Annotated in this window: 21 protein-coding genes and 1 pseudogene; 6 read left to right on the forward strand and 16 right to left on the reverse strand. The window is 72.1% G+C overall.

The window, feature by feature from the left end; all coding sequences use genetic code 11:
- Positions 1 to 50: 50 nt before the first annotated feature.
- From ACN6LM_RS32400 to ACN6LM_RS32460, 13 genes are all read right to left on the reverse strand, one after another.
- On the reverse strand, positions 51 to 290 hold the full coding sequence (locus ACN6LM_RS32400; RefSeq protein ID WP_445068975.1) for a helix-turn-helix transcriptional regulator: 240 nt from the start codon (positions 288 to 290) through the stop codon (positions 51 to 53).
- Positions 291 to 723: 433 nt separating this feature from the next.
- The gene (locus ACN6LM_RS32405; protein ID WP_445068976.1) at positions 724 to 2,202 is read right to left on the reverse strand and encodes an ATP-binding protein; all 1,479 of its coding nucleotides are present in this window, start codon (positions 2,200 to 2,202) and stop codon (positions 724 to 726) included.
- 3 nt (positions 2,203 to 2,205) lie between these two features.
- The gene (locus ACN6LM_RS32410) at positions 2,206 to 3,033 is read right to left on the reverse strand and encodes a bifunctional DNA primase/polymerase (protein ID WP_445068977.1); all 828 of its coding nucleotides are present in this window, start codon (positions 3,031 to 3,033) and stop codon (positions 2,206 to 2,208) included.
- Positions 3,030 to 3,719, reverse strand: coding sequence for an SAM-dependent methyltransferase (locus tag ACN6LM_RS32415; protein ID WP_445068978.1), 690 nt, complete (start codon positions 3,717 to 3,719; stop codon positions 3,030 to 3,032). Before ACN6LM_RS32415 ends, ACN6LM_RS32410 begins: the two co-directional genes overlap by 4 nt.
- 269 nt (positions 3,720 to 3,988) lie before the next feature.
- The gene (locus ACN6LM_RS32420) at positions 3,989 to 6,145 is read right to left on the reverse strand and encodes an FtsK/SpoIIIE domain-containing protein (RefSeq protein WP_445068979.1); all 2,157 of its coding nucleotides are present in this window, start codon (positions 6,143 to 6,145) and stop codon (positions 3,989 to 3,991) included.
- Positions 6,146 to 6,230: 85 nt separating this feature from the next.
- Positions 6,231 to 6,551, reverse strand: coding sequence for a hypothetical protein (locus ACN6LM_RS32425; RefSeq protein WP_445068980.1), 321 nt, complete (start codon positions 6,549 to 6,551; stop codon positions 6,231 to 6,233).
- A 79-nt stretch (positions 6,552 to 6,630) separates the two neighbouring features.
- Positions 6,631 to 7,014 carry a DUF6251 family protein gene (locus tag ACN6LM_RS32430; protein ID WP_445068981.1) on the reverse strand — a complete coding sequence of 128 codons (384 nt, stop codon included), beginning with the start codon at positions 7,012 to 7,014 and terminating at the stop codon, positions 6,631 to 6,633.
- Positions 7,015 to 7,029: 15 nt separating this feature from the next.
- Positions 7,030 to 7,365, reverse strand: coding sequence for an RRQRL motif-containing zinc-binding protein (locus tag ACN6LM_RS32435; protein ID WP_445068982.1), 336 nt, complete (start codon positions 7,363 to 7,365; stop codon positions 7,030 to 7,032).
- Positions 7,365 to 8,669: a hypothetical protein gene (locus tag ACN6LM_RS32440; RefSeq protein WP_445068983.1), complete on the reverse strand. Its 1,305-nt coding sequence runs from the start codon at positions 8,667 to 8,669 to the stop codon at positions 7,365 to 7,367. The genes ACN6LM_RS32435 and ACN6LM_RS32440 overlap by 1 nt, the downstream gene beginning before the upstream one ends.
- The gene (locus tag ACN6LM_RS32445) at positions 8,666 to 8,917 is read right to left on the reverse strand and encodes a hypothetical protein (RefSeq protein ID WP_445068984.1); all 252 of its coding nucleotides are present in this window, start codon (positions 8,915 to 8,917) and stop codon (positions 8,666 to 8,668) included. Before ACN6LM_RS32445 ends, ACN6LM_RS32440 begins: the two co-directional genes overlap by 4 nt.
- Positions 8,917 to 9,522, reverse strand: a complete 606-nt coding sequence (locus tag ACN6LM_RS32450) for a hypothetical protein (protein ID WP_445068985.1) — start codon at positions 9,520 to 9,522, stop codon at positions 8,917 to 8,919. The genes ACN6LM_RS32445 and ACN6LM_RS32450 overlap by 1 nt, the downstream gene beginning before the upstream one ends.
- Complete coding sequence (locus tag ACN6LM_RS32455) at positions 9,519 to 9,785, reverse strand: DUF6284 family protein (RefSeq protein ID WP_445068986.1); 267 nt, start codon at positions 9,783 to 9,785, stop codon at positions 9,519 to 9,521. Before ACN6LM_RS32455 ends, ACN6LM_RS32450 begins: the two co-directional genes overlap by 4 nt.
- 644 nt (positions 9,786 to 10,429) lie before the next feature.
- Positions 10,430 to 11,146, reverse strand: coding sequence for a GntR family transcriptional regulator (locus ACN6LM_RS32460; RefSeq protein WP_445068987.1), 717 nt, complete (start codon positions 11,144 to 11,146; stop codon positions 10,430 to 10,432).
- A 56-nt stretch (positions 11,147 to 11,202) separates the two neighbouring features.
- Here ACN6LM_RS32460 and ACN6LM_RS32465 point away from each other — a divergent pair, with 56 nt between their 5' ends.
- The 5 genes from ACN6LM_RS32465 (at position 11,203) to ACN6LM_RS32485 (ending at position 17,398) form a co-directional block, all read left to right on the forward strand.
- Positions 11,203 to 12,024 (forward strand): class I SAM-dependent methyltransferase, encoded by an 822-nt coding sequence (locus ACN6LM_RS32465; protein ID WP_445068988.1) that lies wholly within the window; start codon positions 11,203 to 11,205, stop codon positions 12,022 to 12,024.
- 171 nt (positions 12,025 to 12,195) lie between these two features.
- On the forward strand, positions 12,196 to 13,302 hold the full coding sequence (rlmN, locus tag ACN6LM_RS32470) for a 23S rRNA (adenine(2503)-C(2))-methyltransferase RlmN (protein ID WP_164401695.1): 1,107 nt from the start codon (positions 12,196 to 12,198) through the stop codon (positions 13,300 to 13,302).
- 272 nt (positions 13,303 to 13,574) lie between these two features.
- Positions 13,575 to 14,678 carry a thiamine ABC transporter substrate-binding protein gene (locus ACN6LM_RS32475; RefSeq protein WP_445068989.1) on the forward strand — a complete coding sequence of 368 codons (1,104 nt, stop codon included), beginning with the start codon at positions 13,575 to 13,577 and terminating at the stop codon, positions 14,676 to 14,678.
- A gap of 86 nt (positions 14,679 to 14,764) precedes the next feature.
- On the forward strand, positions 14,765 to 16,369 hold the full coding sequence (locus ACN6LM_RS32480) for an ABC transporter permease (protein ID WP_445068990.1): 1,605 nt from the start codon (positions 14,765 to 14,767) through the stop codon (positions 16,367 to 16,369).
- Positions 16,370 to 16,372: 3 nt separating this feature from the next.
- Complete coding sequence (locus tag ACN6LM_RS32485; protein WP_445068991.1) at positions 16,373 to 17,398, forward strand: ABC transporter ATP-binding protein; 1,026 nt, start codon at positions 16,373 to 16,375, stop codon at positions 17,396 to 17,398.
- 4 nt (positions 17,399 to 17,402) lie between these two features.
- Here the strand turns inward: ACN6LM_RS32485 and ACN6LM_RS32490 are convergent, their stop codons facing one another.
- From ACN6LM_RS32490 to ACN6LM_RS32500, 3 genes and pseudogenes are all read right to left on the reverse strand, one after another.
- Entirely contained in the window at positions 17,403 to 18,524 is a 1,122-nt protein-coding gene (locus ACN6LM_RS32490) for an LOG family protein (protein WP_445068992.1), read from the reverse strand.
- Positions 18,525 to 18,629: 105 nt separating this feature from the next.
- Positions 18,630 to 19,811: a hypothetical protein gene (locus ACN6LM_RS32495; RefSeq protein WP_445068993.1), complete on the reverse strand. Its 1,182-nt coding sequence runs from the start codon at positions 19,809 to 19,811 to the stop codon at positions 18,630 to 18,632.
- A pseudogene (locus ACN6LM_RS32500) lies at positions 19,793 to 20,446 on the reverse strand (ABC transporter ATP-binding protein); the annotation flags it as partial. The gene ACN6LM_RS32495 and the pseudogene ACN6LM_RS32500, both read right to left, overlap by 19 nt.
- A 339-nt stretch (positions 20,447 to 20,785) precedes the next feature.
- On the opposite strand from ACN6LM_RS32500, the gene ACN6LM_RS32505 reads away from it, so the two are divergent.
- The gene (locus ACN6LM_RS32505) at positions 20,786 to 22,225 is read left to right on the forward strand and encodes a gamma-aminobutyraldehyde dehydrogenase (RefSeq protein ID WP_445068994.1); all 1,440 of its coding nucleotides are present in this window, start codon (positions 20,786 to 20,788) and stop codon (positions 22,223 to 22,225) included.
- The last annotated feature ends 92 nt before the right edge of the window (positions 22,226 to 22,317 follow it).

Consider the following 22,317-nt stretch of genomic DNA (forward strand, 5'->3'; position numbering starts at 1 on the left):
ATGGGGCAGGGGCACGACCGGGTGGTCGTGCCCCTGCTGGTTGGTGGGTGTCAGGCGACGGCTGCGGTGTTGCTCTCGACCCAGGTGCGGACTGCGGCGGGGTCGTAGCGCAGGTACTTGCCGATGCGGATGGCGGGCGGCCCTACGCCGGTCTTGCGCCAGGCGTAGACCGTTTCGACGCTCGGCAGGCCGAACATCTGCCTCAGGTCGTCGGGGGTGAGGTAGCGGTCTGGGAGGCCGGCGCGCAGGGTGGTCTGCGGGTCGGTCTCGGGGGCACGTTTCGGGGCCACGGTGCGACTCCTTGGGGAAGGGGCGGCTGTGCCTGTCCTAGGTGCGGATTTCTGCGTCACAGCGTCACGAGCGTCACGCGGGGCGCTGACCTGCGGTTTTGTGTGACGCGGGTGTGTGGGCGTGCGTCATCGGTGCGTCACGGGGTGCGTCACGGCGTGACGCAGGTGACGCAGGATGACGCAGAGCTTTGCCGTCTGCGTCACGCCCTTAGCCGCAGGCCAGGGGGTGTTTTTGCCGTCCGTGTGACGCTGTGACGCAGAGCTTCCCTACTTAGGAAAAAGGGAAGGGGTTCTGTAGTGGTGTGGGAGCTCTCAGGGCGTGAATGAGGGGCCGCTTCGCGGCGCGACCTTTGGGCGGCTTTCCGCCGAACAGCAAGAAGAGCACCCGCGCGGGCGTGCTCTTCTTGCTTGTCCAGCGAAGCGGCGGTACGGGTCAGTGCATCTCCGGCTGCTCGTACTCGGGCGGTGCGGCGGCCGGGCGGGCCATTTCGAGGTAGCGGCCCTCGCGGGTGCGGCCGGAGTCGATGAGGACGCCCCGGGCGGCGAGGGTGGGCTGAAGGCGCTTGAGCCGGTCGGAGAGCACCTTGCCGGTGGTCGGCCAGCCCTTGGGCAGCGGGCGGAGTTCGTCGCCGCTGTAGAGGCGGCTGAGGTGGTGCAGCCACTCGGTGGACGTCATCCGCTGCTCACTGCCGGGGGCGATGTCCTCGGCGTGCTTGAGGACGGTCTGAGCGAGGAGGTCCCCTTCGATCACGTCGTCGTTCAGGTCGTCCAGGCTCGCCCGGTACGCGGCGAGCGCTCCGAGGCCGGTGGCGGAGTCGAGCTGTGCGCACAGGTGCGCGAAGTCCGCCATCCGCAGATCGGTCGGCGTCTCCGCCTCAGCCGCCCGGACCCTCACCGTCAGGTCCAGGAGCGAGCCGAGGATGACCGGCAGGGCCTCTTCGAACTCGCCCCAGAGTTCGGCTTCCGTGCGCCGGACGCGGGGGCGTTCCAGCCGCAGGGGCAGGAGGCGTTCTGCGAGGTCGGGGCGGATGACGCCGACGTCGATGCCGGTCAGGAGCAGCGGGCGGCGGTAGCGGGCCCGGTGCACGTCGCCGTCGGTGAACAGGGCCCGCTTCACGGACTCTGCGCCGGTGACGATGCAGCACATGGCGTCGGACAGGTCCGGCGTCATGTGGGACAGGTTGTCCAGGGCCGTCACCCATCCCGCCGCGACGGCGGCGATCAGGTTCTCCTCATCCTTCGGGGCCCGGCGCAGGTCCCCGCTCATCCCTTCCACGATGCGTACGAGCATCCGCCCGCCGGTCGACTTCCCCGCCCCCTGCGGTCCGGTCAGGAACGGGGCCGGGACCGGGACGGACGGGCCCAGGCAGCCGATGAGCCAGGCGATGGCCAGGCACTCGGTTTCCGCGGTGGCGAAGTTGCACAACCTGAGCAGGAGGTCGATGCCCTTGCCGTCGGTGTCCTTGGCCGGCAGGGGCAGTTCCCCGGTGAGCTGGGTGCGCCGCCAGGACACCTCGCGCGGGTCGGGGACGGTGATGTCCCAGCCGGTGGGGTGGATGCGGACGGACTGTCCGTCGGCATGGCCCAGGTCCAGCCACGTTGCCCCGTCGAAGCCGGGGGCGACGCGGATGTGCACGGCCTGGGTGGTCTCGGTGAGCGCGAGTGCTTCGATCAAGTCGAGTGCCTCCTTGAGGGCGGTGCCGTTGAAGACGCCGGCCCCGTCCTTGAACATGCCGACCATGAGTTCCTGCCGGTGGCTCCCGGTGGTGCCCTGAGAGCGGATGGGGCGGGCGACGGGGTGGCCGTTGCGCTGGGCGTAGACGGTGCCGTCGGCGGTGCGGAAGTACCGGAAGTGGGACTGCGCGTACTTGGTGATGACTTCGCGCGCGGGGTTCTTCTCGTCCTCGGACATGACTCACATCCCCAGTGCTGTGCGTGCGTTGACCCACGCGTCCGCGCAGTGCCGGGCGGACTCGCCCTTGGCCTGCGCGGCAGTGAACAACCGCGCGGCATGGGCGTCGGTCAGGCAGCCGCACCGGCCGTGCCTGGACAGCACAGCGAGGAAGGTGCGGTACACGGTCGCGTGCACGGCGGTCGTGGCGGTGGTGATGCGCTGCTCAGCCATCGCAATACCGCGCTCCAGGAAGACGGGCGTGCGGTGACAGCACGCCCCGCCACCGGCCGGCACGGACGCGGTGACGGGACGGACCGGCGACGGCTTCGCGACGGCCAGGGCCCGCACCGCGTCGGGCAGGGTGGCCATGGTGCCGGTGCCGGGGCCCAGCCAGCGGGCGTAGGACATCGTGGACTTGATGTCGACGCCGGGCCGCACGCCGTTCACGGACGGCATGGCGCCCCGGTAGGTCCAGTGCTCGCCCCGCGTCGTCGGCACGGTGCGGGTGGCCGGAAGCTCCCGGCGGGCCCAGGCGATGGCGTCAGCGTTGTCGAGGTCGACGACGGTCAGGCCGGTGCCGCCGGGGTGGTAAGCCACGGCACCGGCCTGCCGCCACGCCGATGCCCATCCGGGCCCGGTCAGGGTGTCGGGGTCGGTGGTGGCGGCGGCCCAGGCGTGGCAGGGGCGGGGGCAAGTGCAGGGGCCGGGGGTCTTCATGTTCGGCCGGCCGCCGCAGGAGTTGTTCCGGCAGGCGGGGCAGTTCCCGAACGGGACCTTCCCCGCCCGCAGGGGCAGCACCGGCACGCCGCGTGCGGCGAGGTTCAGGGCGGTGGTCAGGTGGGCGTTCATGCGGCCACCGCCATGGCGCTCAGGCTGTAGCGGGCGTGGGTGCCGATCCAGTGGGTGTAGGCCGGGGGGATGCACTCGCGGATGCCGTCGCGGTTCATCCACGGCACCCGCATGTCGGCGCGGGCGTCGGCGACGCCGGAGAAGTTGCCGACGTAGTGCGCGAAGTGCCCGGCGGCCCGGGGGCGGCCCATCTTGGTCAGCGGGGCGAGGTGTTCGGGGTGGTACGGCTGGGGGAGGGTGAAGCCGCCGCCGGTCTCGAAGAGGCGGTGGCGGTAGGTCCGCATCCCGAACGCCGCCGCGCACAAGGTCACCGGGTCACGCAGTTCCGGCGCGGCCTCTTCCACGTTTGCGATCACCCACGGCCGCCCGGTGGCTTCGAGGGCGGTCCGGGTGGGGGCGATGAGGTCGGGGTGGTCGCGGTGCTGGATCTTCTGCGCACGGCTGTAGCGCTGGCACGGCGGGGAGGCGTGGATGGAGTCGAACTCGCCCCCGTGCTCGCGGACGAACGCGATCGCGTCGCCCTGAACGAACTCGAACGGGTAGCGCGGCTGCGGAGCGAGGTCGACACCGGTCACATCAAATCCGGCGCGCTGGTAGCCCATGGAGGCGCCGCCCTGGCAGCAGGAGAGGTCCAGGAGCCGGGGACGGCGGCGGGGGGCTCGCCGGATGGGGGTGGGTTGGGTCATGCTGGGTGTCTCCAGTTCTGTTGTGTGCTGGATGAGGGCGGCCCCGGCTTTGGCGAGACGGGGGCCGCCCTTGGTGCTGAAACGGGCCTGTGGAGGGGTGCGGGCGGGGGTGCCCGCGCCCCCTCTACCTGCCTTACCTTGCAGGTCACAGGCCCTTACCTCCCCCGCTACCGGGGTAATGGGCCCCCACTACTCCGGGCCCCTCCCGCAAGCGCCGGGAAGGGCCCGAAGAGGGGCGCCGGGGAGGGGGTCGGGTAGTGGGGTCCCCTCTACCCCTGGGCGAGAAGGATCTCTGCGGGGACGGCTGCTTCGATGTCGCGGCGCTGGTACCCGGCGGCGTTGGTACCGCTGATCTTCACCTGCTTGCTGGTGCGCTTCACGCCGGCCGCTTCGAGTTCGGAGGCGAGGCGTTCGGCGTTGAAGTCGCCGTAGGTGTCCTCATCGATGTTCACGAGCCCGGCGAGGAGGTCGGTGGTGAACATGCGGGGCGAGTGCCGCATGACTTCGAGAGCGTCGGAGAGGATCGGGGCGAGCTTGAGCCCGGCCGCGTCGGCGGCCGCCGTGACGTCTCCGGCCGCGTCGCCGCTGAGCTGTCCGGCCGCCTCGCGCAGGGCGCGGCCCTTGGCGCAGAGCTGGGCGAAGCCGGGCCCGTCGAGGTAGTCGGCCCGCACGGTCACGTACGACGCCGGACCGGTCACCAGCACACCGACACCCTTGTGCTCCTCGGACAGCACGGAGGCGTCGGCGCCCTGGGCGGCCTTGCCCTTGCCCAGCACCATGTCGGATGACGTCCGGTCTACAACCTGTGTCGAGTAGCGCAGGGTGATGATCTCCCGCAGCTTCGACGGGACGGACTCGGCGTCGGGGCGCTGGGAGGCGAAGTTGGAGACGAACCCGGCGGCCGGTCCGCGTCGGGCGATCCGGCACAGGTCGTTGATGACCTGCTCGCGGTCCTCGCGCTCCATCGCGGTGAAGTACTCCTGCAGTTCGTCGATGGTCACGAAGATGACCGGCAGGTTGTACCGCTTCACGATCTCGGGGGTCAGCTTGCCCTCGGGGCAGATGCTGGTGGGCAGCTCCCGCAGGATCGCGAACCGCCGTTCCATCTCCACCAGCAGTTCGGCGAGCATGGCCTTGAGGGCTTCGACCGCGTCGTCCTCGGCACCCATGACCAGGCGGTGGGCGACGGCCCGCATGGGCATCCAGTCCGCCCCGCCCTTGCCGTCCGCGACGTAGTGCCGCACGTAGGCGTCGAGCAGTCCGGCCGCCGTCATCAGCCGCTGGGTGAAGGTCTTGCCCCGGCGGGGAAGCCCGCCGAAGAACATCGACTGCCACATCACCGGGACCGCGATGCGGTTACCGCGGGCGTCCTGACCGAACGGGATCGGCTCCCAGATCGAGAATGTCTCCGCCGACGCGAGCGGAGAGGGGTTCGGCGTGCCCAGGTACGGGTCATCGTCCGCGACCCACATGGAGACGCGGCCGGCGTTGCCGCCCTTGGCCGCCCGGACCCGGGACATGATGACCTGGATCTCATCGACCCCGAGTTCCTGCGCGATGACCTCCCGCTTGGCGAGCACGTCGGAGGCGGTTTTGCCGCCGCCCCGGGGGAGGTCGAAGATCACTGCCCAGCCACGGCCGTCACGGACCGGGCCCATCGAGCAAGAAACCCGAGGCCAGTCCTTCTCGTCCTCGCCGGCCCGGCCGCTTTTCAGGAGACCGGCCGCGCGAAGCGCGTCGTTGAGCTGCTGCGCGGACATGTCCACCCGCAGCGGCGGCGCCCCCTGATCCAGGAACTGGGCGTCCCTGCCCCTGCCCAGGTAGGCGAGCGGGGTGACGACGGCCGCCGCGATCCCGGTCTGGAGCACCGGATCGGCCAGGGCGATGCCGATCGCGGCGGATGCGACGCCGACGGCGGCGGCACCGAACCGCCATCGCCGCGTACGGGTGCGCTCGAAGTGCGCGAGCTGGAGCCGTGCGGCCAGGTCCACATCCTCCGGCCGCGCCTTGACCTGCGCACGCAGGGCGCGGACGGTCGCGGTGTGATCCTGCGCGGACAGCGTCGGCCACAGCCCGACCGTGGCCCGGAAGAAGCCCCGCGCGGCAAGCAGCACCGTCTTGACCAGGTACTTGGGCACCCGGAAGGCGTGGAAACGGGTGTGCCACCACGACAGGCGGACCAGCGCGGCGGCGTTGGCCTTGATCGAGGCGGCCGACCGCGCCCACGCGGGCAGAACCGGGGCGTCGGGCACGGTCAGCCAGTCGGCGAGGGGGTTGTCCGGGCGGTCAACCGCCTCCACCGCGCTGCCGCCGTCGGCGGGCTTGTCGAGGTCCGGGGTGGGCTTGGTGGTGTCGGGGGTGGGGCGGTGGTCGTCGAGGTGGTGCAGGGTGCCCATGTCGGCCCCTTCCACGGCGAGTTCAGTCATGATGGGCGTGCCTCTCCTGCTTATTGCTGCTGGTGGGATGAGGAACGGGGCGGCCGGCCCGGCCAAGGAATCCGGCCGCCCCCGGTCAGCTCTCGGCGCGCATGACGGCGCGCTCGGCGCGGCGCACGGCGTCCTCGGCGGCCCGGCGGGCCTGGCGGGCGGCGGAACGGTCGGCGCGGGGGACGGTGCGCTCGGCGGCCTTGGCGTTGGCGAGTGCCTGGCGGGCGTCGGCCTGCACCTGGTGCAGCGCCCGCAGTTCCTGCGCTCCGCGCTCGGCGGCCCGCTGGTCGATCCGCTCGATCCGGGCTTCCAGGCGCGGGTCGACGCAGTCGGCCATGGCCTGGCGGAAGCCCTTGCGGAACAGCCTGTTGCGCTCGCGCTTCTCGGCGGGGGTGTAGCTGTGCATCTCGGTGCCTCCCAGGGTGGGGGCCGGGCTGTCCGGCCCTCCACCCGCCCGGCACGTTGTCCGGGCGGACAGAGGGCCGTCAGCGGCGCCGACGCCCCCGGGGCACCGCCTTGGACACGGCCTTGCCTTCACTGCCGCCGACGGACCGGACGACGGTGACGACGCCCCAGGCCATGACCGCGGCCAGGAACGCGAGCAGGGCGAGGTTCGCGGCAATCGCGGTCAGCACGCCGACCAGCAGCGGCCCGAAGTACACCCCGGCCGCGACCGTCCCGGCACCGATCCCGGAGCCCAGCGCGAGACGCTGAACGGTGCGGTCGGGCGGGGCGTGGTGAATGTGCTGCACGATCTGCTGCGGCGGCGCCTGCAGGGCGGGCAGGGACGTCGGGTCGGCGTAGCTGTAGGTGCCGTCCGGGAGCTGGACGACGGTCAGAGCCCGGGGCACGGGCAGGTTCGGGTCCATGCGAGTCCTTCCAGGTCAGGAAGTCAGCGAAGGGGAATCGGCGCAGGGCACGCAGGTGCCGAGCGAGCGCGGGATGCAGTACCCGGCATCCCGCAGGCAGGCGGGGCAGGTACGGCGAGCCCGCATGGCCGCCGCGAGCGCGGCGGTACGGCCCGGTGTCATGGGCCGTACCGGGCGGGCGAGGTCGATGCGGTAGAGGTAGGCGAGCAGCGGTTCGCGGCGGCGACGCGGCCGGCAGACGACGGCAGCGACATCCTGACCGCCGGGCCGCAGCCCCATCGCGCGAAGCTGACGGCGGGTGGCGTAGCCGTCCGGGGCGAGCCGCCACCGGTATTCCGGGAGTGCGCCCATCACGCCGCCTCAGCGGGTGCCGTCGATCGTTCGGCGCGCAGGGTGTCCCGCAGGACGCGGGCTTTGGCGGGCGAGGTGTGGAGGGCCTTGCGGATCGCTTCGGCCGTCAGGTCGGCGGCCAGCCAGTCGGCGGTCACCGATCGGGCCTCATTGAGCAACTGATCGGCGGTGCGGACCGGCCGCTTCGATCGGGCAGCGTCCGGCACGCGGCCGGTCGCCCGACGCGGCCGGACAGACTCAGCGGCGGCCACCGCGCGAACGCGGGGCGGCTCGATCGCCTTCACGACGTCGACGACCACAGGGGCGGGCAGTACCGCCGGGCGCGGGGCCGACTCTCCCAGGTCAGCCGTAGACCGATTTGATGATGTATCCACCGATTCGATGGCTGGGAGGGTGATCGGTCGGCGGCGGCGCAGCCACCCACCAACCCGGGGCTGTGCGGGTTCTGCGGGCCGCTGGGCGGCGGCGAGCGCGGCGACCGATCGGGCGGCCCGCTTGTGCAGCTTCGGTGTCATGCCGGGCTCGTCCGTGCCGGTCTCGATCTCCCAGGCACGGGCGAACGCGTCCTCGAAGGACAGCTCACCGAACGGTGCGGCCGACACCAGCCGATCGGCCACAAGCGCGATCGATCGGTGTTGACGGCGGCGCTTGCGGTCGTGCCTGTGCCGCGCCTTGTCCTCGGCACTGCCGCTCTTCACCGACAGGGTGGTCACCCACTGGCGCACCTCGAACAGGAGCGGGCCCAGCAGCGTGACCGCCGCAAGCCCGACCCCCGCCGTTTGCGCGTCCGCAGCGGACAGGCCCGGCAGGTGGGTGCCGTAGGCGTAGTTGATGGCCGCGGCGAACCCCGCCGCACCGACGACCAGCGACCGCAGCAGCCACCGCACCCACACCGGCAAGCCCCGCTCATCGGCGTAGGCGACACCGGCCGCCATCACCCACGCCGCCCCCTCGATAGCCAACGGCAACGGAAGCAGCGTCGGAGAGATCGCGACGAAGTGCAGCACCTGCGCCGGCAGCGACCCCAGAGCGGACGCTGTGACCAGGGCGAGCGTGCCCTTGCGGTACACGTTGCCCGCCGTCAGCGCCTCACCCCGAGCCGACCGCCGCATCGCACGCGCCGCAGCCCGCGCCCGCCGCACCCGGTCCCGCTCCGCATGCTCCTGCTCACGAAGCCGGGCGGCCCGCTCATCGGCGACCCGCACCCGCTCGGCCCGGCGTTCGTCGGCGGCGGCACGGTCGATACGCCGCTGTTCGGCATCCGCCGCACGGTCCGCGCGGCGCTCCTCGGCATAGACGCTCATGACGCACCGCCCTTCTTGAACGTGGCGTACTCGCCGGGAGGGCAGACGTAGTTGGACAGGGCGCCCTCGGCCGCGACGGCGGCCGCACCGAGCAGCGAGATACCGGCAGCGGCAGCGGTGGAGTGATCGGCGGCGGAGTGGGCGACCAGAGCGGCGGCCTGAGATGCCCGGCGCGCCAGGTTCGGAGTGCCGTCCGTGTCCGTCATGTGGTTGATGGCCAGGTCGCGGACCTTGTCACGGAAGCCCATCACGCCACACCCCCCTCGGGCCGGGGCGGGTTGGTGAGGCTGGTGATTGCGGCGATCTCCTCGCCCGTGACGAGAGTGCGCTCGTTGATCGCCTCGGCGACCAACCGGATCTCCCGCCAGTGGTAGGCGACCCGGCGACGCGCCATGCCGCGTACCTGCGCCCACGACCGGCCACCGCCCGGGACGTGCGTGCGGCCCAGGCGGGCGCCGCAGCGCGCGAGGACGTCGACGGCCAGTTCCCGGTCGTGGAGCGCTGCGCAGGCGAGCGCCCGATCCGGCGTCCACAGCCCGGCGATGAGCAGGTACTGCACCTCGGCGACAGCTCCGGCCGCGCACATCGCCGCGTACTGCCACGCGCCGGCCCGGTCGACGTTCAGCTCGGTGGAGCCGGTGATGTTCCAGACGTCTTCGTCGGTCCAGGCCATGATTTCGCTAGTGACGACGTGGATCCCGTAGGTCATGGCCAGCACAGCGTGCCCGGCCTCGTGGAACGACGCCTTCAGTTGAACCGACGCGCAGTCCAGGTCCGATTCGTTCTTCGGCTTGGGCGCGCCCCGATGGTCCAACAGCAGTTCCGGCTTCGGCGCGGTCTGTACGGCGCTCACGCGGCACCGCCCGGCTGCACCGTGACGGTGCGGTTGGTCAGGTCGCGGCGGGCCGCCATGACCCGGTTCCGGGCCCGGCGGATACGCCGCACGTCCAGCTCACTGGCCGGGCGGTCGATGGTCATGATCTGCGCGTCCAGCAGCTCGACCTCCGCCCGGATGAGCGGCATCTCCTGCTCGATCGCGTCAAGCTCATCGGCCGACGGCTCGAAGTCGAGCGAACCGGCCGTAACAAGGTCCTGAAGTGCAGCGATGGGGATCATGGGTCGTTGTCTCCTCACAGTGTGACGGCCCAGCAACAGCGGCCCCGGTGTTCCAGCACCGGGGCCGCACGCCGTCTGCGGATGAAGCGGGAAAGGGTGTTCCGGCTCCCCTCAGCCCCGCCCGTACGGCACCGCTACAAAGGCGAGCCGGACGGGCGGGGGAGGCAACCGGCCGCAGCGGGAAACTGCGGGGGTGGGGCGCCATCTCTCTGCCTGGCGCTCAGCAGGGCAGCTCACTGCGGGTGGCACCGGGGTGTTCTCCAGGGCCGCAGGATCGTGCGTACCGCGCCGACGCGCCGTACCACTGCCGACGGCTCACCCGGCCGCCGCGGGGGCGAGGGCTCTCACCCCGCCTCAGTTCACTGTTTAGTTCTCAAGAAGCGGACGCTTCCTTCGGACACGTTTCACGGAGCCCTCCGGGCGCTTTACGCAGGTCAAACCACGGCTGAGTCGCTCCCTCGGAAAGTTCCGGGGCGGGCGTTGGCCGCACCAGAAGACTGGACCGGTGGACCGGTCCAGTCAAGTGGTGGATTTGCGGTTCGTGGCACGTCTAGGAGGAAAGCTGCAGGTGGCGCCGGGTTTTGTGGAGCGAAAAAAATCTGGACCGGTGGACCGGTCCAGATTCGCGATTGATCGTTGGGTGCCTACATGGGGTAGGTGTCCACCTGCTCGAAGAGCGAGGAGGGCGTAACCCCCTCCTCGCAGACCAGCGGCTTCCCCTGGTCGTCGTACGCCGTGTGCAGCAGCACGGCGACGGGTGTCCCTCCCGGTACCCCTAGGCGCTCCGCTTCCGTCTCCGACGCCCCCCGCACGGTCGTCACGTCCACGCCTTCAGCCGGACCCCGCCCGGTCTGGCGTCGGACGTAGCGCGTCGTCCCTTCTGCGATCGGGGCGGTGTCTGCCAGGCGCGGCGAGGCCTCCGCGACCTCCGGAGGGAACCACGCCTCAACGCAGCTATTCGGTGTTCCGTCCGGGAGCTGGAGCACGCGAACGCGCCGGAGCGCCTTCACCCCGGGCGAGAGCCCAAGGGTGGCGGCGACCCGGGCGGGGGGTTCCGCCCAGTCGGGCTCGCCGACGCGCAGGAACGGCATCCCACCCAAGATGCGCGCCGACCCGGCGCGGCGAGCGCCGGCGGGGCGTGCCACGGGCGTTTCCGTGACGACGAACCCGGTCCCCTGCTTGGCCACGACCACGCCATCGTTTCGCAGAACATCGACTGCCTTGATCGCGGTGGCGCGTGACACATCCCACTGCTCGGCCAGCTCTCGACCGGACGGAATTGTGTCCCCCGGCGCGATCTCACCAGCGGCGATGCGGGCGCGCAGGAACTCTGCGATCTCTTCGTACTTCAGGACTGCCATGGCTTCCCCTATTTCCTGCGCTGGACTGGTCCACCGGTACACACGATACTGCGACCATGTCGAATCTCGAATTGGCTCCCTCCGTGATGCGGTTCTATGGCGAGACGGTCAACGAGGACAGCCGCCTGCGAAGCTCGGCAGACGGTCGGATGGAACTGGTCAGAACTCAGGAACTCCTCCGACGCTTTCTGCCCCCCGCGCCGGCGCGCGTGCTCGATGTGGGCGGGGGGACCGGGATTCACGCTGATTGGCTGGTGAAGGACGGCTACGACGTCGCCCTGGTAGATCCGGTGCCCCGTCACGTTGAGGCCGCGTCGGCCGTGTGCCCGGCGGTCGTCGGGGATGCCCGCGACCTGCCCGAGCCGGATGACGCCTTCGACGTCGTGCAGCTCCTCGGGCCGCTGTACCACCTGCCCGACCCCGCTGACCGGCAACGGGCGCTCTCGGAAGCCTCCCGCGTGGCAAAGCCCGGCGGCCTGGTCGCCGCCGCCGCGATCAATCGCTATGCGTCGCTCTTCGAGCACGTCACGTACGCCCACCTGCACACCGAGCGGATTCACAACTCCGTCTCCAAGATTCTGGAGACGGCTGTCTACGACGGATCGCGGGGGTTCACCCTGTCCTACTTCCACCGGGCCGAAGAGCTGGTGGCGGAGCTGGTCGCTTCCGGGCTGGAGGACGTGCAGGTCTTCGGTATCGAGGGCCCCGCGTGGTCGCTGGTGAAGGCGGCGGAGCAGCAGCCGGGCGAGGGCCCCACGGATGAGCTGATCGCCTCAGCCGTGGACGCGGCCCGCATGGCAGAGCCGTACCCGGAACTCCTCGCCGCTAGCTCGCACCTCTTGGCCGTCGGCACGGTTCCCGCCGGCAGCGGCGACTGACGGCCCTGACCTGCGGACGAGGCCATGGGGCCGGGCCGTCTGTGGGCCGTCGGAGGGCCGCCGACGACGACCTACAACCACCATCAATGACCGGCACCGTCCCGCCCGGGTCGCCGCTGAGCTGGGCGACGACCCGGGGCACCTCCGCGCGTCTGCGACACTGGAAGAACCATGCCTAAGCCCGGAGAACTCACTTTCGTCGCGCCCCGCGGAGCCAAGAAGCCGCCGCGGCACCTCGCCGACCTCACGCCCGCCGAGCGCAGGGAGGCCGTCGCCGCGATCGGCGAGAAGCCGTTCCGCGCCCAGCAGCTCTCGCAGCACTACTTCGCGCGGTACGCGCACGATCCGGCCGAGTGGACCAACATCCCGGCCGGGTCGCGGGACAAGCTCGCCGAGGCGATGTTCCCCGACCTGATGTCCGTCGTCCGGCACATCAGCTGCGATGACGACACCACCCGCAAGACCCTGTGGAAGCTCCACGACGGGACGCTGGTCGAGTCCGTCCTGATGCGCTACCCGGAGCGGGTCACGATGTGCATCTCCTCGCAGGCCGGCTGCGGGATGAACTGCCCGTTCTGCGCGACGGGGCAGGCCGGTCTCGACCGCAACCTGTCGACCGCGGAGATCGTCCACCAGATCGTGGACGGGATGCGCGCGCTGCGGGACGGCGAGGTCCCCGGGGGGCCCGCCCGGCTGTCCAACATCGTGTTCATGGGCATGGGCGAGCCGCTGGCCAACTACAACCGCGTCGTCGGCGCGATCCGCCGGCTGACCGACCCCGAGCCCGACGGCCTCGGACTCTCGCAGCGCGGGATCACCGTCTCCACCGTCGGCCTGGTCCCCGCGATGCTGCGGTTCGCCGACGAGGGCTTCAAGTGCCGCCTCGCGGTCTCGCTGCACGCCCCGGACGACGAGCTGCGCGACACCCTCGTGCCGGTGAACACCCGGTGGAAGGTGCGCGAGGTGCTGGACGCCGCGTGGGAGTACGCGGAGAAGTCCGGCCGCCGCATCTCCATCGAGTACGCCCTGATCCGCGACATCAACGACCAGGCGTGGCGCGGGGATCTGCTGGGGCGCCTCCTCAAGGGCAAGCGGGTGCACGTCAACCTCATCCCGCTGAACCCGACGCCCGGTTCCAAGTGGACCGCCTCGCGGCCGGAGGACGAGCGGGCGTTCGTCGAGGCCATCGCGAGCCACGGCGTGCCGGTCACCGTCCGCGACACCCGGGGCCAGGAGATCGACGGCGCCTGCGGGCAGCTGGCGGCCTCCGAGCGCTGAGGGAGCGGGGTCCCGGACACTCGGGGCCCCGGCTGAAAACGGCCGTGTAGCCTGGGGCCGAAATCAACTGCATATTCCGACAGGGGAGCGCCACAGCGCTGAGAGTGCGGCACCAAGGACAGGTTGGCCGCAGACCCTCTGAACCTCGCCCGGGTCATTCCGGGTAGGAAGTTCGGACCATACTCAAGCTGTTGCGCCCTGCCCGCTTCCGGCTCCGGCCGGTGTGCGGGCAGGGCCGCGTCTCTTCCTGGTCACTCCAGGAGGAATCACACATGAGCACCACCCAGAAGGCCGCGGTCGCGGCCGTCGCCGCCGCGCTCGGCGTCACCGCGCTGGCCGGCTGCGGAAGTTCCGCCGACTCGGCGTCCGGTTCCGGTTCCACCAAGGGCACCGGTTCCAAGACCGTCACCCTCGTCAGCCACGACTCCTTCAACGCCTCCAAGGACGTCCTGAAGGAGTTCACCCGCGAGACCGGCTACACCGTCAAGGTCCTCAAGAGCGGGGACGCGGGCGCCGCCCTGAACCAGGAGATCCTGACCAAGGGATCCCCGCGCGGCGACGTGTTCTTCGGCGTCGACAACACCCTGCTCTCGCGCGCCCTGGACAACGGCCTGTTCACACCGTACGAGGCCAAGGGACTGGACCGGGTCCCGGCCGATGTCCAGCTGGACGCGGACAAGCACCGGGTCACCCCGGTCGACACCGGTGACATCTGCGTCAACTACGACAAGAAGTACTTCGCCGACAAGAAGCTCGCACCGCCGAAGACCTTCGCCGACCTGGCGAAGCCCGCGTACAAGGATCTGCTCGTCACCGAGAACGCCGCGACCTCCTCGCCCGGTCTCGGCTTCCTCCTCGGCACCGTCGCCACCTTCGGCGAGGACGGCTACCAGGACTACTGGAAGAAGCTGAAGGACAACGGCGTCAAGGTCGTGGACGGCTGGGAGCAGGCGTACAACGAGGAGTTCTCCGGATCGGCCGGCGGCAAGAAGGCCAAGGCCGACCGGCCGCTCGTCGTCAGTTACGCCTCCAGCCCGCCCGTCGAGGTGCTGTACGCGGACCCGCAGCCGAAGACCGCGCCCACCGGGGTCGCCACCGGGACGTGCTTCCGCCAGATCGAGTTCGCCGGTCTGCTGGACGGCGCGAAGAACGAGGCGGGCGGCAAGGCCCTGCTGGACTTCCTGATCGGGAAGAAGTTCCAGGAGGACATGCCGCTGACCATGTTCGTCAGCCCGGTCGCCGAGGACGCGAAGGTGCCCGAGCTCTTCACGAAGTTCGGTGCCACCGCCGACAAGCCGGCGACCGCCGCCCCGGACGCCATCGCCAAGAACCGTGAGCAGTGGGTCCAGTCGTGGTCCTCGCTCGTAGTGAAGTAACGAAGACGCCCGTACGCGGACCGGGCGCGCGCGGGAGGTCCGCACGCGCCCGGGCCCGGCGCGCGGCCGCCGTGCGGCTCGGCCTCATGGCCGTGCCCGTCGCGTTCTTCGCCGTGTTCTTCGCCTATCCGGTCGCCGCGATCGTGGGCCGGGGGCTCAAGGCGGACGGTGTCTGGCAGTTCGGCCGGTTCGGCGAGGTGCTCGCCAGGCCGGAGATCCGGGACGTCCTCTGGTTCACGCTGTGGCAGGCGCTCGCCTCGACCGCGCTGACCCTGCTGGTCGCGCTGCCCGGCGCGTATGTCTTCGCCCGGTTCGACTTCCCCGGCAAGCAGGTGCTGCGGGCCGTGGTCACGGTCCCGTTCGTGCTGCCGACCGTCGTCGTGGGCACCGCCTTCCTCGCACTGCTCGGGCGCGGCGGGCTGCTGGACGAACTGTGGGGTGTACGGCTCGACACCACCGTGTGGGCGATCCTGCTGGCCCATGTGTTCTTCAACTACGCGGTCGTCGTCCGCACCGTCGGGGGGCTCTGGGCGCAGCTCGACCCGCGCCAGGAGGAGGCCGCCCGGGTGCTCGGCGCGAGCAGGTTCACCGCCTGGCGGCGCGTCACGCTGCCCGCGCTCGCCCCGGCCGTGGCCGCAGCCGCGCTGATGGTCTTCCTCTTCACCTTCACCTCCTTCGGCGTCGTGCAGATCCTCGGCGGACCCGGCTTCTCGACGCTGGAGGTGGAGATCTACCGCCAGACCGCGCAGCTGCTCGCCCTGCCCACGGCCGCAGTGCTCACGCTCGTGCAGTTCGCCGCGGTCGGCGCGATCCTCGCCGTGCACGCCTGGACCGTACGCCGCAGGGAGCGCGCGCTGAAGCTGGTCGACCCGGCGACGACCGCGCGCAGGCCGCACGGGGCCGGGCAGTGGACGCTGCTCGCCGGGGTCCTCCTGAGCGTGCTGCTGCTGGTCCTGCTGCCGCTCGCCGTACTGGTGGAACGCTCGCTCGGCGGCTCCGGTCTCGCCTACTACCGCGCGCTCACCTCGGCGGACGCCAACAGCGGTACGTTCCTGGTCGCGCCCATCGAGGCCATCGGGAACTCGCTGCGCTACGCCCTCGTCGCGACCCTGATCGCCCTCGTCGTCGGCGGGCTCGCCGCCGCCGCGCTCACCCGGCGGGCAGGCCGGCTCGTCCGAGGCTTCGACGCGCTGCTGATGCTGCCGCTCGGGGTCTCCGCGGTCACCGTCGGTTTCGGCTTCCTGATCACCCTGGACAAACCGCCGCTGGACCTCAGGACCTCGTGGATCCTGGTGCCGCTCGCCCAGGCGCTGGTCGGGGTCCCCTTCGTCGTACGGACCATGCTGCCGGTGCTGCGGGCGGTGGACGCCCGGCTGCGCGAGGCGGCGGCGGTGCTCGGGGCCTCACCGCTGCGGGCCTGGCGCGAGGTGGACTTCCCGCTCGTGCGGCGGGCCCTGCTGGTCGCCGCCGGGTTCGCGTTCGCCGTGTCGCTGGGGGAGTTCGGCGCGACCGTGTTCATCGCCCGGCCCGACAACCCGACGCTGCCGGTGGCCGTGGCCCGGCTCCTGGGCCGGTCCGGGGACCTGAACTACGGCCAGGCCATGGCCCTCAGCACCATCCTGATGCTCGTGTGCGCGGTCTCGCTGCTGCTGCTCGAACGCATCCGCACCGACCGATCCGGGGAGTTCTGAACGATGCTGACGCTCGAATCGGCCACCGTCCGCTTCGGTGACCGGGCCGCGCTCGACCGGGTCGACCTGGAGGTCGCCGACCACGAGACCGTCTGCGTCCTCGGGCCGAGCGGCAGCGGCAAGTCCACCCTGCTGCGCCTGGTCGCCGGACTCCAGGAGCCGGACGGCGGCCGGGTCCTGCTCGACGGCACCGACCAGGACGGCATCCCGGTCCACCGGCGCGGCCTCGGCCTGATGTTCCAGGACCACCAGCTCTTCCCGCACCGGGACGTCGGCGCCAACGTCGCCTTCGGCCTGCGGATGCACGGGGCCGGCCGGGGCGAACAGGACCGCCGGGTCGCCGAGCTCCTCGACCTCGTGGGCCTCCCCGGCGCCGAACGCCGCGCCGTCGCCGCGCTCTCCGGCGGCGAGCAGCAGCGCGTCGCCCTCGCGCGGGCCCTCGCCCCCCGCCCCCGGCTGCTGATGCTCGACGAGCCCCTGGGGCAGCTGGACCGCAGCCTGCGCGAGCGGCTCGTGGTGGAACTGCGCGCCCTCTTCGGCCGCCTCGGCACCACCGTGCTCGCCGTCACCCACGACCAGGGCGAGGCGTTCGCGCTGGCCGACCGGGTCGTCGTGATGCGCGAGGGCCGTATCGCCCAGGTGGGCACCCCGCTGGACGTGTGGCAACGCCCCGCGTCCGCTTTCGTGGCCCGGTTCCTGGGCTTCGACAACGTGGTCGAGGCGACCGTCGAGGGGGACGCGGCGGACACGGCCTGGGGCGAGGTGCCGGTGCCGGCGGGGTCACCGCAGGGCGCGTGCGATCTGCTGGTGCGGCCGGCCGGGGTGCGGATCGGCGGGCCGGAGAAGGGGCTGCGCTGCGTCGTGGGCGCGCGCACCTTCCGGGGCAGCCATGTCGCCGTGACCCTGCACCCGGAGCGCGGTCCGGTGCTGGAGGCGGAGTGCCCGCTGCGCGGAACGCCGGAGGAGGGCGAGCGGGTGGGCGTCGGCTTCGACGCGTCGGAGTGCGTGGTGCTGCCCGCCCTGTTCTGACGGTTCACGCCCCCGAGAGGCGGGCCAGGGCGTCGGGCGCTTCCTCCGCCGTGTCGACCAGGGCGATGCGGGCCTCCATCCTCCGGCCGGCCGCCAGGGTTTGCAGGAGCGGCCAGGCGGGAAGCTCGCGGGTCCAGTGGTCGTGGCCCACCAGCACCATCGGGACGGGTTCGCCGCGTGACTCGTAGTAGTTCGGGGTGGCGCTGTCGAAGATCTCCTGGACGGTACCGGCCGCGCCGGGGAGGAAGATCACGCCCGAGCTGGACCGGGCCAGCAGCCCGTCCTCCCGCAGCGCGTTGGTGAAGTACTTGGCGATGTGTCCCGCGAAGGGATTCGGCGGCTCGTGGCCGTAGAACCAGGTGGGGATCGACACGGACGCGCCGCCGCCCGGCCAGCGCTCCCGTACCGCGAAGGCGGCCCGCGCCCAGTCGGTGACCGAGGGGGTGAAGGACGGCACCGCGCCGAGCATCGCGCACGCCTCGTCCAGCATCGCGTCGTCGTGCGGCGCCGCGTACGCCCCCAGGTTGGCCGCCTCCATGGCGCCCGGGCCGCCCCCGGTCGCCACGGTGAGGCCGCTGCGGGCCAGGGCCCTGCCGAGCCGGGCCGCCGCCGCGTAACCGGCGCTGCCCCGGGCCAGCGCGTGGCCGCCCATCACACCGGCTACCCGGGCCCCGGCGAGCGCTTCCTCCAGCGCGTCCGAGATCGCGTCGTCGTGGAGCGCCCGGAGCATCGAGGCGAACGCGTCCCCGTCCGACCGGGTCCGCCGGAACCAGTCATGGGCCAGGGCGTCCGGCGTGGCCGCGTAACCCTCCCGCGCGAGCCCGTCGTAGAGCGCGTCGGGGGAGTAGAGCAGGCCCCGGTACGGGTCGAAGGGCAGGCCGGGGACGGGCGGGAAGACGAAGGCGCCGCCGGCCCGGACCTTCTCCTCGGGGCCGGGTTCCATCGGGCAGCCGAGGAATACGGCCCCGGCGGTGTCCGTGGCCAGCAGCGCCGAGCTCCGCTCCGTCAGGTCCACCGACTGCACATGGCGACCGGCCAGCGAACCGGCGGCCACCGCCGCGTCGAACTCGGCCAGCGACTCGATCTCGTCGCCGTGTGCCTTCTTGCGCTCCTCCGGGCTTCCCATGAGGGGTCATGCTACGAAACGCTCATACGAGAAGTGCCCGCACCCGGAAACGCGGAACCGGCCGGGCAGGTAGCCCGGCCGGTCCGGTGATCGCGTCCAGCGTGCTCAGGGGGTCAGCGGCAGCGCGGCCAGCTCGGCGATCGCCCAGGTGAGCGGGGCGAAGAGGACCAGCAGCGCCCCCGCGCGCAACGCCGTCGCCGCGCGCAGCGCCGAGGCCGGGGCCCCGAGCCGCAGCAGTGCCCTGGCCGTCTCCGCGCGGGCCTGCCGGGCCTCCAGGGCCGAGGTCAGCAGCGTCGCTGTCGTGCAGCCGACGACGAGCACCGCCCCCAGCGCCGTGAGCGGGCCGAACGGCCGGGGCCCCGTCCCGTACAGCGCGAAGGCGGCGATGACCGCCGACAGGACCGCGCAGACGATGCCCAGCGGGCGGCCGATCCGGCGCGCCTCGTCCATCAGGACCCGGCCGGCCAGCAGGCGTACGGCCCCGGGCCGGACCGTCTGGAGCAGCTTGCCGCACAGGTGGGTCAGGCCGGGGCCCGCCGTGGCCAGGCCGATCGCGGTCAGCGTCCAGCCGACGAGCACCCACGCCGGGGTGGCGTCCAGCTTGCCGGGCAGCGGGAAGGGGCTGCCTCCCGTGCCCCGGCTCGCGTACGCCTCGACGGCGAGCCCGGCGGCGGTCAGGGCGACGCCCCAGGGCAGCCCGGCCGGCGGCGCGGCGGGGGCGGGGAACTCCTCGGCGGGCACCAGCTCGCCGCCGTCGTCCGTCTCGCGGGCGGCGCCCGGGGCCCGGCCGCGCAGCGCCAGCGCACTGGCCGTCGCGGCCGCCACCGGCACCAGGGCCAGCAGGACCAGTACGGCGGCGACGGGCAACGAGGCGTCCGCGCCGAGCAGGTCGGCGGCGGCCCCGTCGAACGGCAGCCCGGACAGGTCGCCGCGCAGATGGAGGAAGAACAGCAGCGCCACCGCGGAGCCGAGGGTGCATGAGACGGCGGTGGAGACCGCGGCGAGCACGCTGAGCTTCACCGGGCCGAGGCCCACGGCGGACAGGCCGGTGCGCGGCCGGGTGCTCGGGTCCGTACGGGCCACCGCGACGGCGAACTGCACGGTCGTGGCCAACGGGACGAAGCACCAGAGCAGCCGCAGCACCGCACCGGCCGAGTGCGGGTGCGCGGCGGTGTAGCCGAGGGTGCACAGAAGCAGGAAGCCGACCCCGGCGGAGGCGGCCGCGACCAGCAGCCGCCGCACCAGGACCAGCGGATGGGAACCGCGGGCTAGACGGAGAGCGAGCACGCCGCGCGCCCCTCCGGATCGGCTTCGGCGGGCAGGCCGACGGTGGAGACGCGGCGCCCGTCGAGCAGGGGCACCATGCGGTCGGCGAGCGCGGCGATCTCGGCGTCGTGCGTGGCGAGCACCACCGTGATCCCGTGCGAGCGGGCGGCGCTGGTCAGGGTCCGCAGGACGTGCGTGCGGTCCGTGCGGTGCAGCGTCGCGGTCGGCTCGTCGGCGAAGATCACCGAGGGGCCGGCGGCCAGCGCACGGGCCACGGCGATCCGCTGCCGCTGGCTCTGCTGGAGGGTGTGCGGGCGCTTCTTGGCGCACGGGCCGATGTCCAGGCGCTCCAGCCACTCCATGGCGGTCGTCCTGGCCTCCCGGTGCGAGGCGCCGCGCAGCAGGAGCGGCAGGGCGGTGTTCTCCCAGGCGTTCAGCTCCGGGACCAGCTGGGGCTCGGGGGCGATCCAGCCGAACTTGTCGCGGCGCAGCCGCTCGCGCAGCCTCGGCCCCATCGTGTGCACGGGCACGCTGTTGAACCAGACCTCGCCCTGCTCGGGCACCAGCTGGCCGGAGAGGCAGTGCAGCAGCGTCGTCTTGCCGCTGCCGCGCGGACCGGTCACCGCGAGGATCTCGCCGTCGCGGATGCCCAGGGAGACCCCGCCGAGCGCGGGTGAGCCGTTGTGGGAGTGCTGCAGGGAACGCGCCCAGATCACATCGTTGTCCGGCGGGGCCACCATGGCGTACACCTCGGTTCAGATCAGATATCCCGCCCCCGTACGGGGGAACGAAGAGACGGCCGAACGGTCACTCGGCACCGTAAGGATTCGGATCGCGGTGAGCGGACAGCACGCGGCCCGGGCCCGCCTCTTCCCACTCGATCGGCGGCATCCGGACCGCTCCGGGCGCCCGGGGGCGCCTTGCCCGACGCCGCACGGCGGCGCCCGACTACGCTGGTCGTCTCACCCATTGGACATACACGAGGAGGGGTGGCCGTGACCGCCGAGGTACGCCGTCTGCGCAACTACATCAACGGGGAGTTCCGGGACGCCGCCGACGGGCGGACGATCGACGTGGTCAACCCGGTGACCGAGGAGGTCTACGCGACCTCGCCGCTCTCCGGGCCCGCCGACGTCGACGCCGCGATGGCCGCCGCCGCGGCCGCGTTCCCCGCCTGGCGCGACGCCACACCGGCCGAGCGCCAGCGCGCCCTGCTCAAGATCGCGGACGCGTTCGAGGAGCGGGCCGAGGACCTCATCGCCGCCGAGTCCGAGAACACCGGCAAGCCGATCGGGCTGACCCGCACCGAAGAGATCCCGCCGATGGTGGACCAGATCCGCTTCTTCGCGGGCGCCGCCCGGCTCCTGGAGGGGCGCTCGGCCGGCGAGTACATGGAGGGGCTGACCTCCATCGTGCGGCGCGAGCCGGTCGGCGTCTGCGCGCAGGTCGCGCCGTGGAACTACCCGATGATGATGGCCGTCTGGAAGTTCGCCCCGGCGCTCGCCGCGGGCAACACCGTGGTCATCAAGCCGTCGGACACCACGCCGGCTTCGACCGTGCTCATCGCCGAGATCATCGGGCAGATCCTGCCCAAGGGCGTCTTCAACGTCATCTGCGGCGACCGTGACACCGGCCGCGCGATGGTCGAGCACCGGACCCCGGCGATGGCCTCCATCACCGGCTCGGTGCGGGCCGGCATGCAGGTCGCCGAGTCGGCCGCCAAGGACGTCAAGCGGGTTCACCTGGAGCTCGGCGGCAAGGCGCCCGTCGTCGTCTTCGAGGACACCGACATCGCCAAGGCCGTCGAGGACATCTCGGCCGCGGGCTACTTCAACGCCGGCCAGGGCTGCTCGGCCGCCACGCGCGTGCTGGTCCACGAGTCGATCCACGACGAGTTCGTCACCGCGCTCGCCAAGGCCGCCGCCGACACCAGGACGGGCCTGCCGGACGACGAGGACGTGGCCTACGGCCCGCTCAACAACGCCAACCAGCTGGCCCAGGTCAGCGGCTTCATCGAGCGCCTTCCCGCCCACGCCCGGGTCGAAGCGGGCGGCCACCGGGTCGGTGACAAGGGCTACTTCTACGCCCCGACCGTCGTCTCCGGGCTCAAGCAGGACGACGAGATCATCCAGCACGAGGTCTTCGGCCCGGTCATCACCGTCCAGTCGTTCCGCGACGAGGCGCAGGCCGTGGAGTGGGCGAACGGCGTCGAGTACGCCCTGGCCTCCTCGGTGTGGACCAAGGACCACGCGCGCGCCATGCGGATGTCGAAGAACCTGGACTTCGGCTGCGTGTGGATCAACACCCACATCCCGCTGGTCGCCGAGATGCCGCACGGCGGTTTCAAGAAGTCCGGTTACGGCAAGGACCTCTCGGCCTACGGCTTCGAGGACTACACGCGCATCAAGCACGTGATGACGTCCATCGAGGGCTGAGCGATACCGCCGAGGGGGGGGGGGGGGGGGGGGGGGGGGGGGGGGGGGGGGGGGGGGGGGGGGGGGGGGGGGGGGGGGGGGGGGGGGGGGGG

It is taken from the genome of Streptomyces sp. SAS_281 (assembly GCF_052542855.1).

Excerpts from the sequence above, each read along its gene's own strand:
- ACN6LM_RS32435 (WP_445068982.1), bottom strand. The coding sequence starts at position 7,365 with ATGGGCGCACTCCCGGAATACCGGTGGCGGCTCGCCCCGGACGGCTAC.
- rlmN (WP_164401695.1), top strand. The coding sequence starts at position 12,196 with ATGCCTAAGCCCGGAGAACTCACTTTCGTCGCGCCCCGCGGAGCCAAG.
- ACN6LM_RS32425 (WP_445068980.1), bottom strand. The coding sequence starts at position 6,551 with ATGCACAGCTACACCCCCGCCGAGAAGCGCGAGCGCAACAGGCTGTTC.
- ACN6LM_RS32430 (WP_445068981.1), bottom strand. The coding sequence starts at position 7,014 with ATGGACCCGAACCTGCCCGTGCCCCGGGCTCTGACCGTCGTCCAGCTC.
- ACN6LM_RS32410 (WP_445068977.1), bottom strand. The coding sequence starts at position 3,033 with ATGAACGCCCACCTGACCACCGCCCTGAACCTCGCCGCACGCGGCGTG.
- ACN6LM_RS32465 (WP_445068988.1), top strand. The coding sequence starts at position 11,203 with ATGTCGAATCTCGAATTGGCTCCCTCCGTGATGCGGTTCTATGGCGAG.
- ACN6LM_RS32480 (WP_445068990.1), top strand. The coding sequence starts at position 14,765 with ATGGCCGTGCCCGTCGCGTTCTTCGCCGTGTTCTTCGCCTATCCGGTC.
- ACN6LM_RS32475 (WP_445068989.1), top strand. The coding sequence starts at position 13,575 with ATGAGCACCACCCAGAAGGCCGCGGTCGCGGCCGTCGCCGCCGCGCTC.
- ACN6LM_RS32485 (WP_445068991.1), top strand. The coding sequence starts at position 16,373 with ATGCTGACGCTCGAATCGGCCACCGTCCGCTTCGGTGACCGGGCCGCG.
- ACN6LM_RS32445 (WP_445068984.1), bottom strand. The coding sequence starts at position 8,917 with ATGGGCTTCCGTGACAAGGTCCGCGACCTGGCCATCAACCACATGACG.
- ACN6LM_RS32460 (WP_445068987.1), bottom strand. The coding sequence starts at position 11,146 with ATGGCAGTCCTGAAGTACGAAGAGATCGCAGAGTTCCTGCGCGCCCGC.
- ACN6LM_RS32405 (WP_445068976.1), bottom strand. The coding sequence starts at position 2,202 with ATGTCCGAGGACGAGAAGAACCCCGCGCGCGAAGTCATCACCAAGTAC.
- ACN6LM_RS32490 (WP_445068992.1), bottom strand. The coding sequence starts at position 18,524 with ATGGGAAGCCCGGAGGAGCGCAAGAAGGCACACGGCGACGAGATCGAG.
- ACN6LM_RS32420 (WP_445068979.1), bottom strand. The coding sequence starts at position 6,145 with ATGACTGAACTCGCCGTGGAAGGGGCCGACATGGGCACCCTGCACCAC.
- ACN6LM_RS32415 (WP_445068978.1), bottom strand. The coding sequence starts at position 3,719 with ATGACCCAACCCACCCCCATCCGGCGAGCCCCCCGCCGCCGTCCCCGG.
- ACN6LM_RS32455 (WP_445068986.1), bottom strand. The coding sequence starts at position 9,785 with ATGATCCCCATCGCTGCACTTCAGGACCTTGTTACGGCCGGTTCGCTC.
- ACN6LM_RS32440 (WP_445068983.1), bottom strand. The coding sequence starts at position 8,669 with ATGAGCGTCTATGCCGAGGAGCGCCGCGCGGACCGTGCGGCGGATGCC.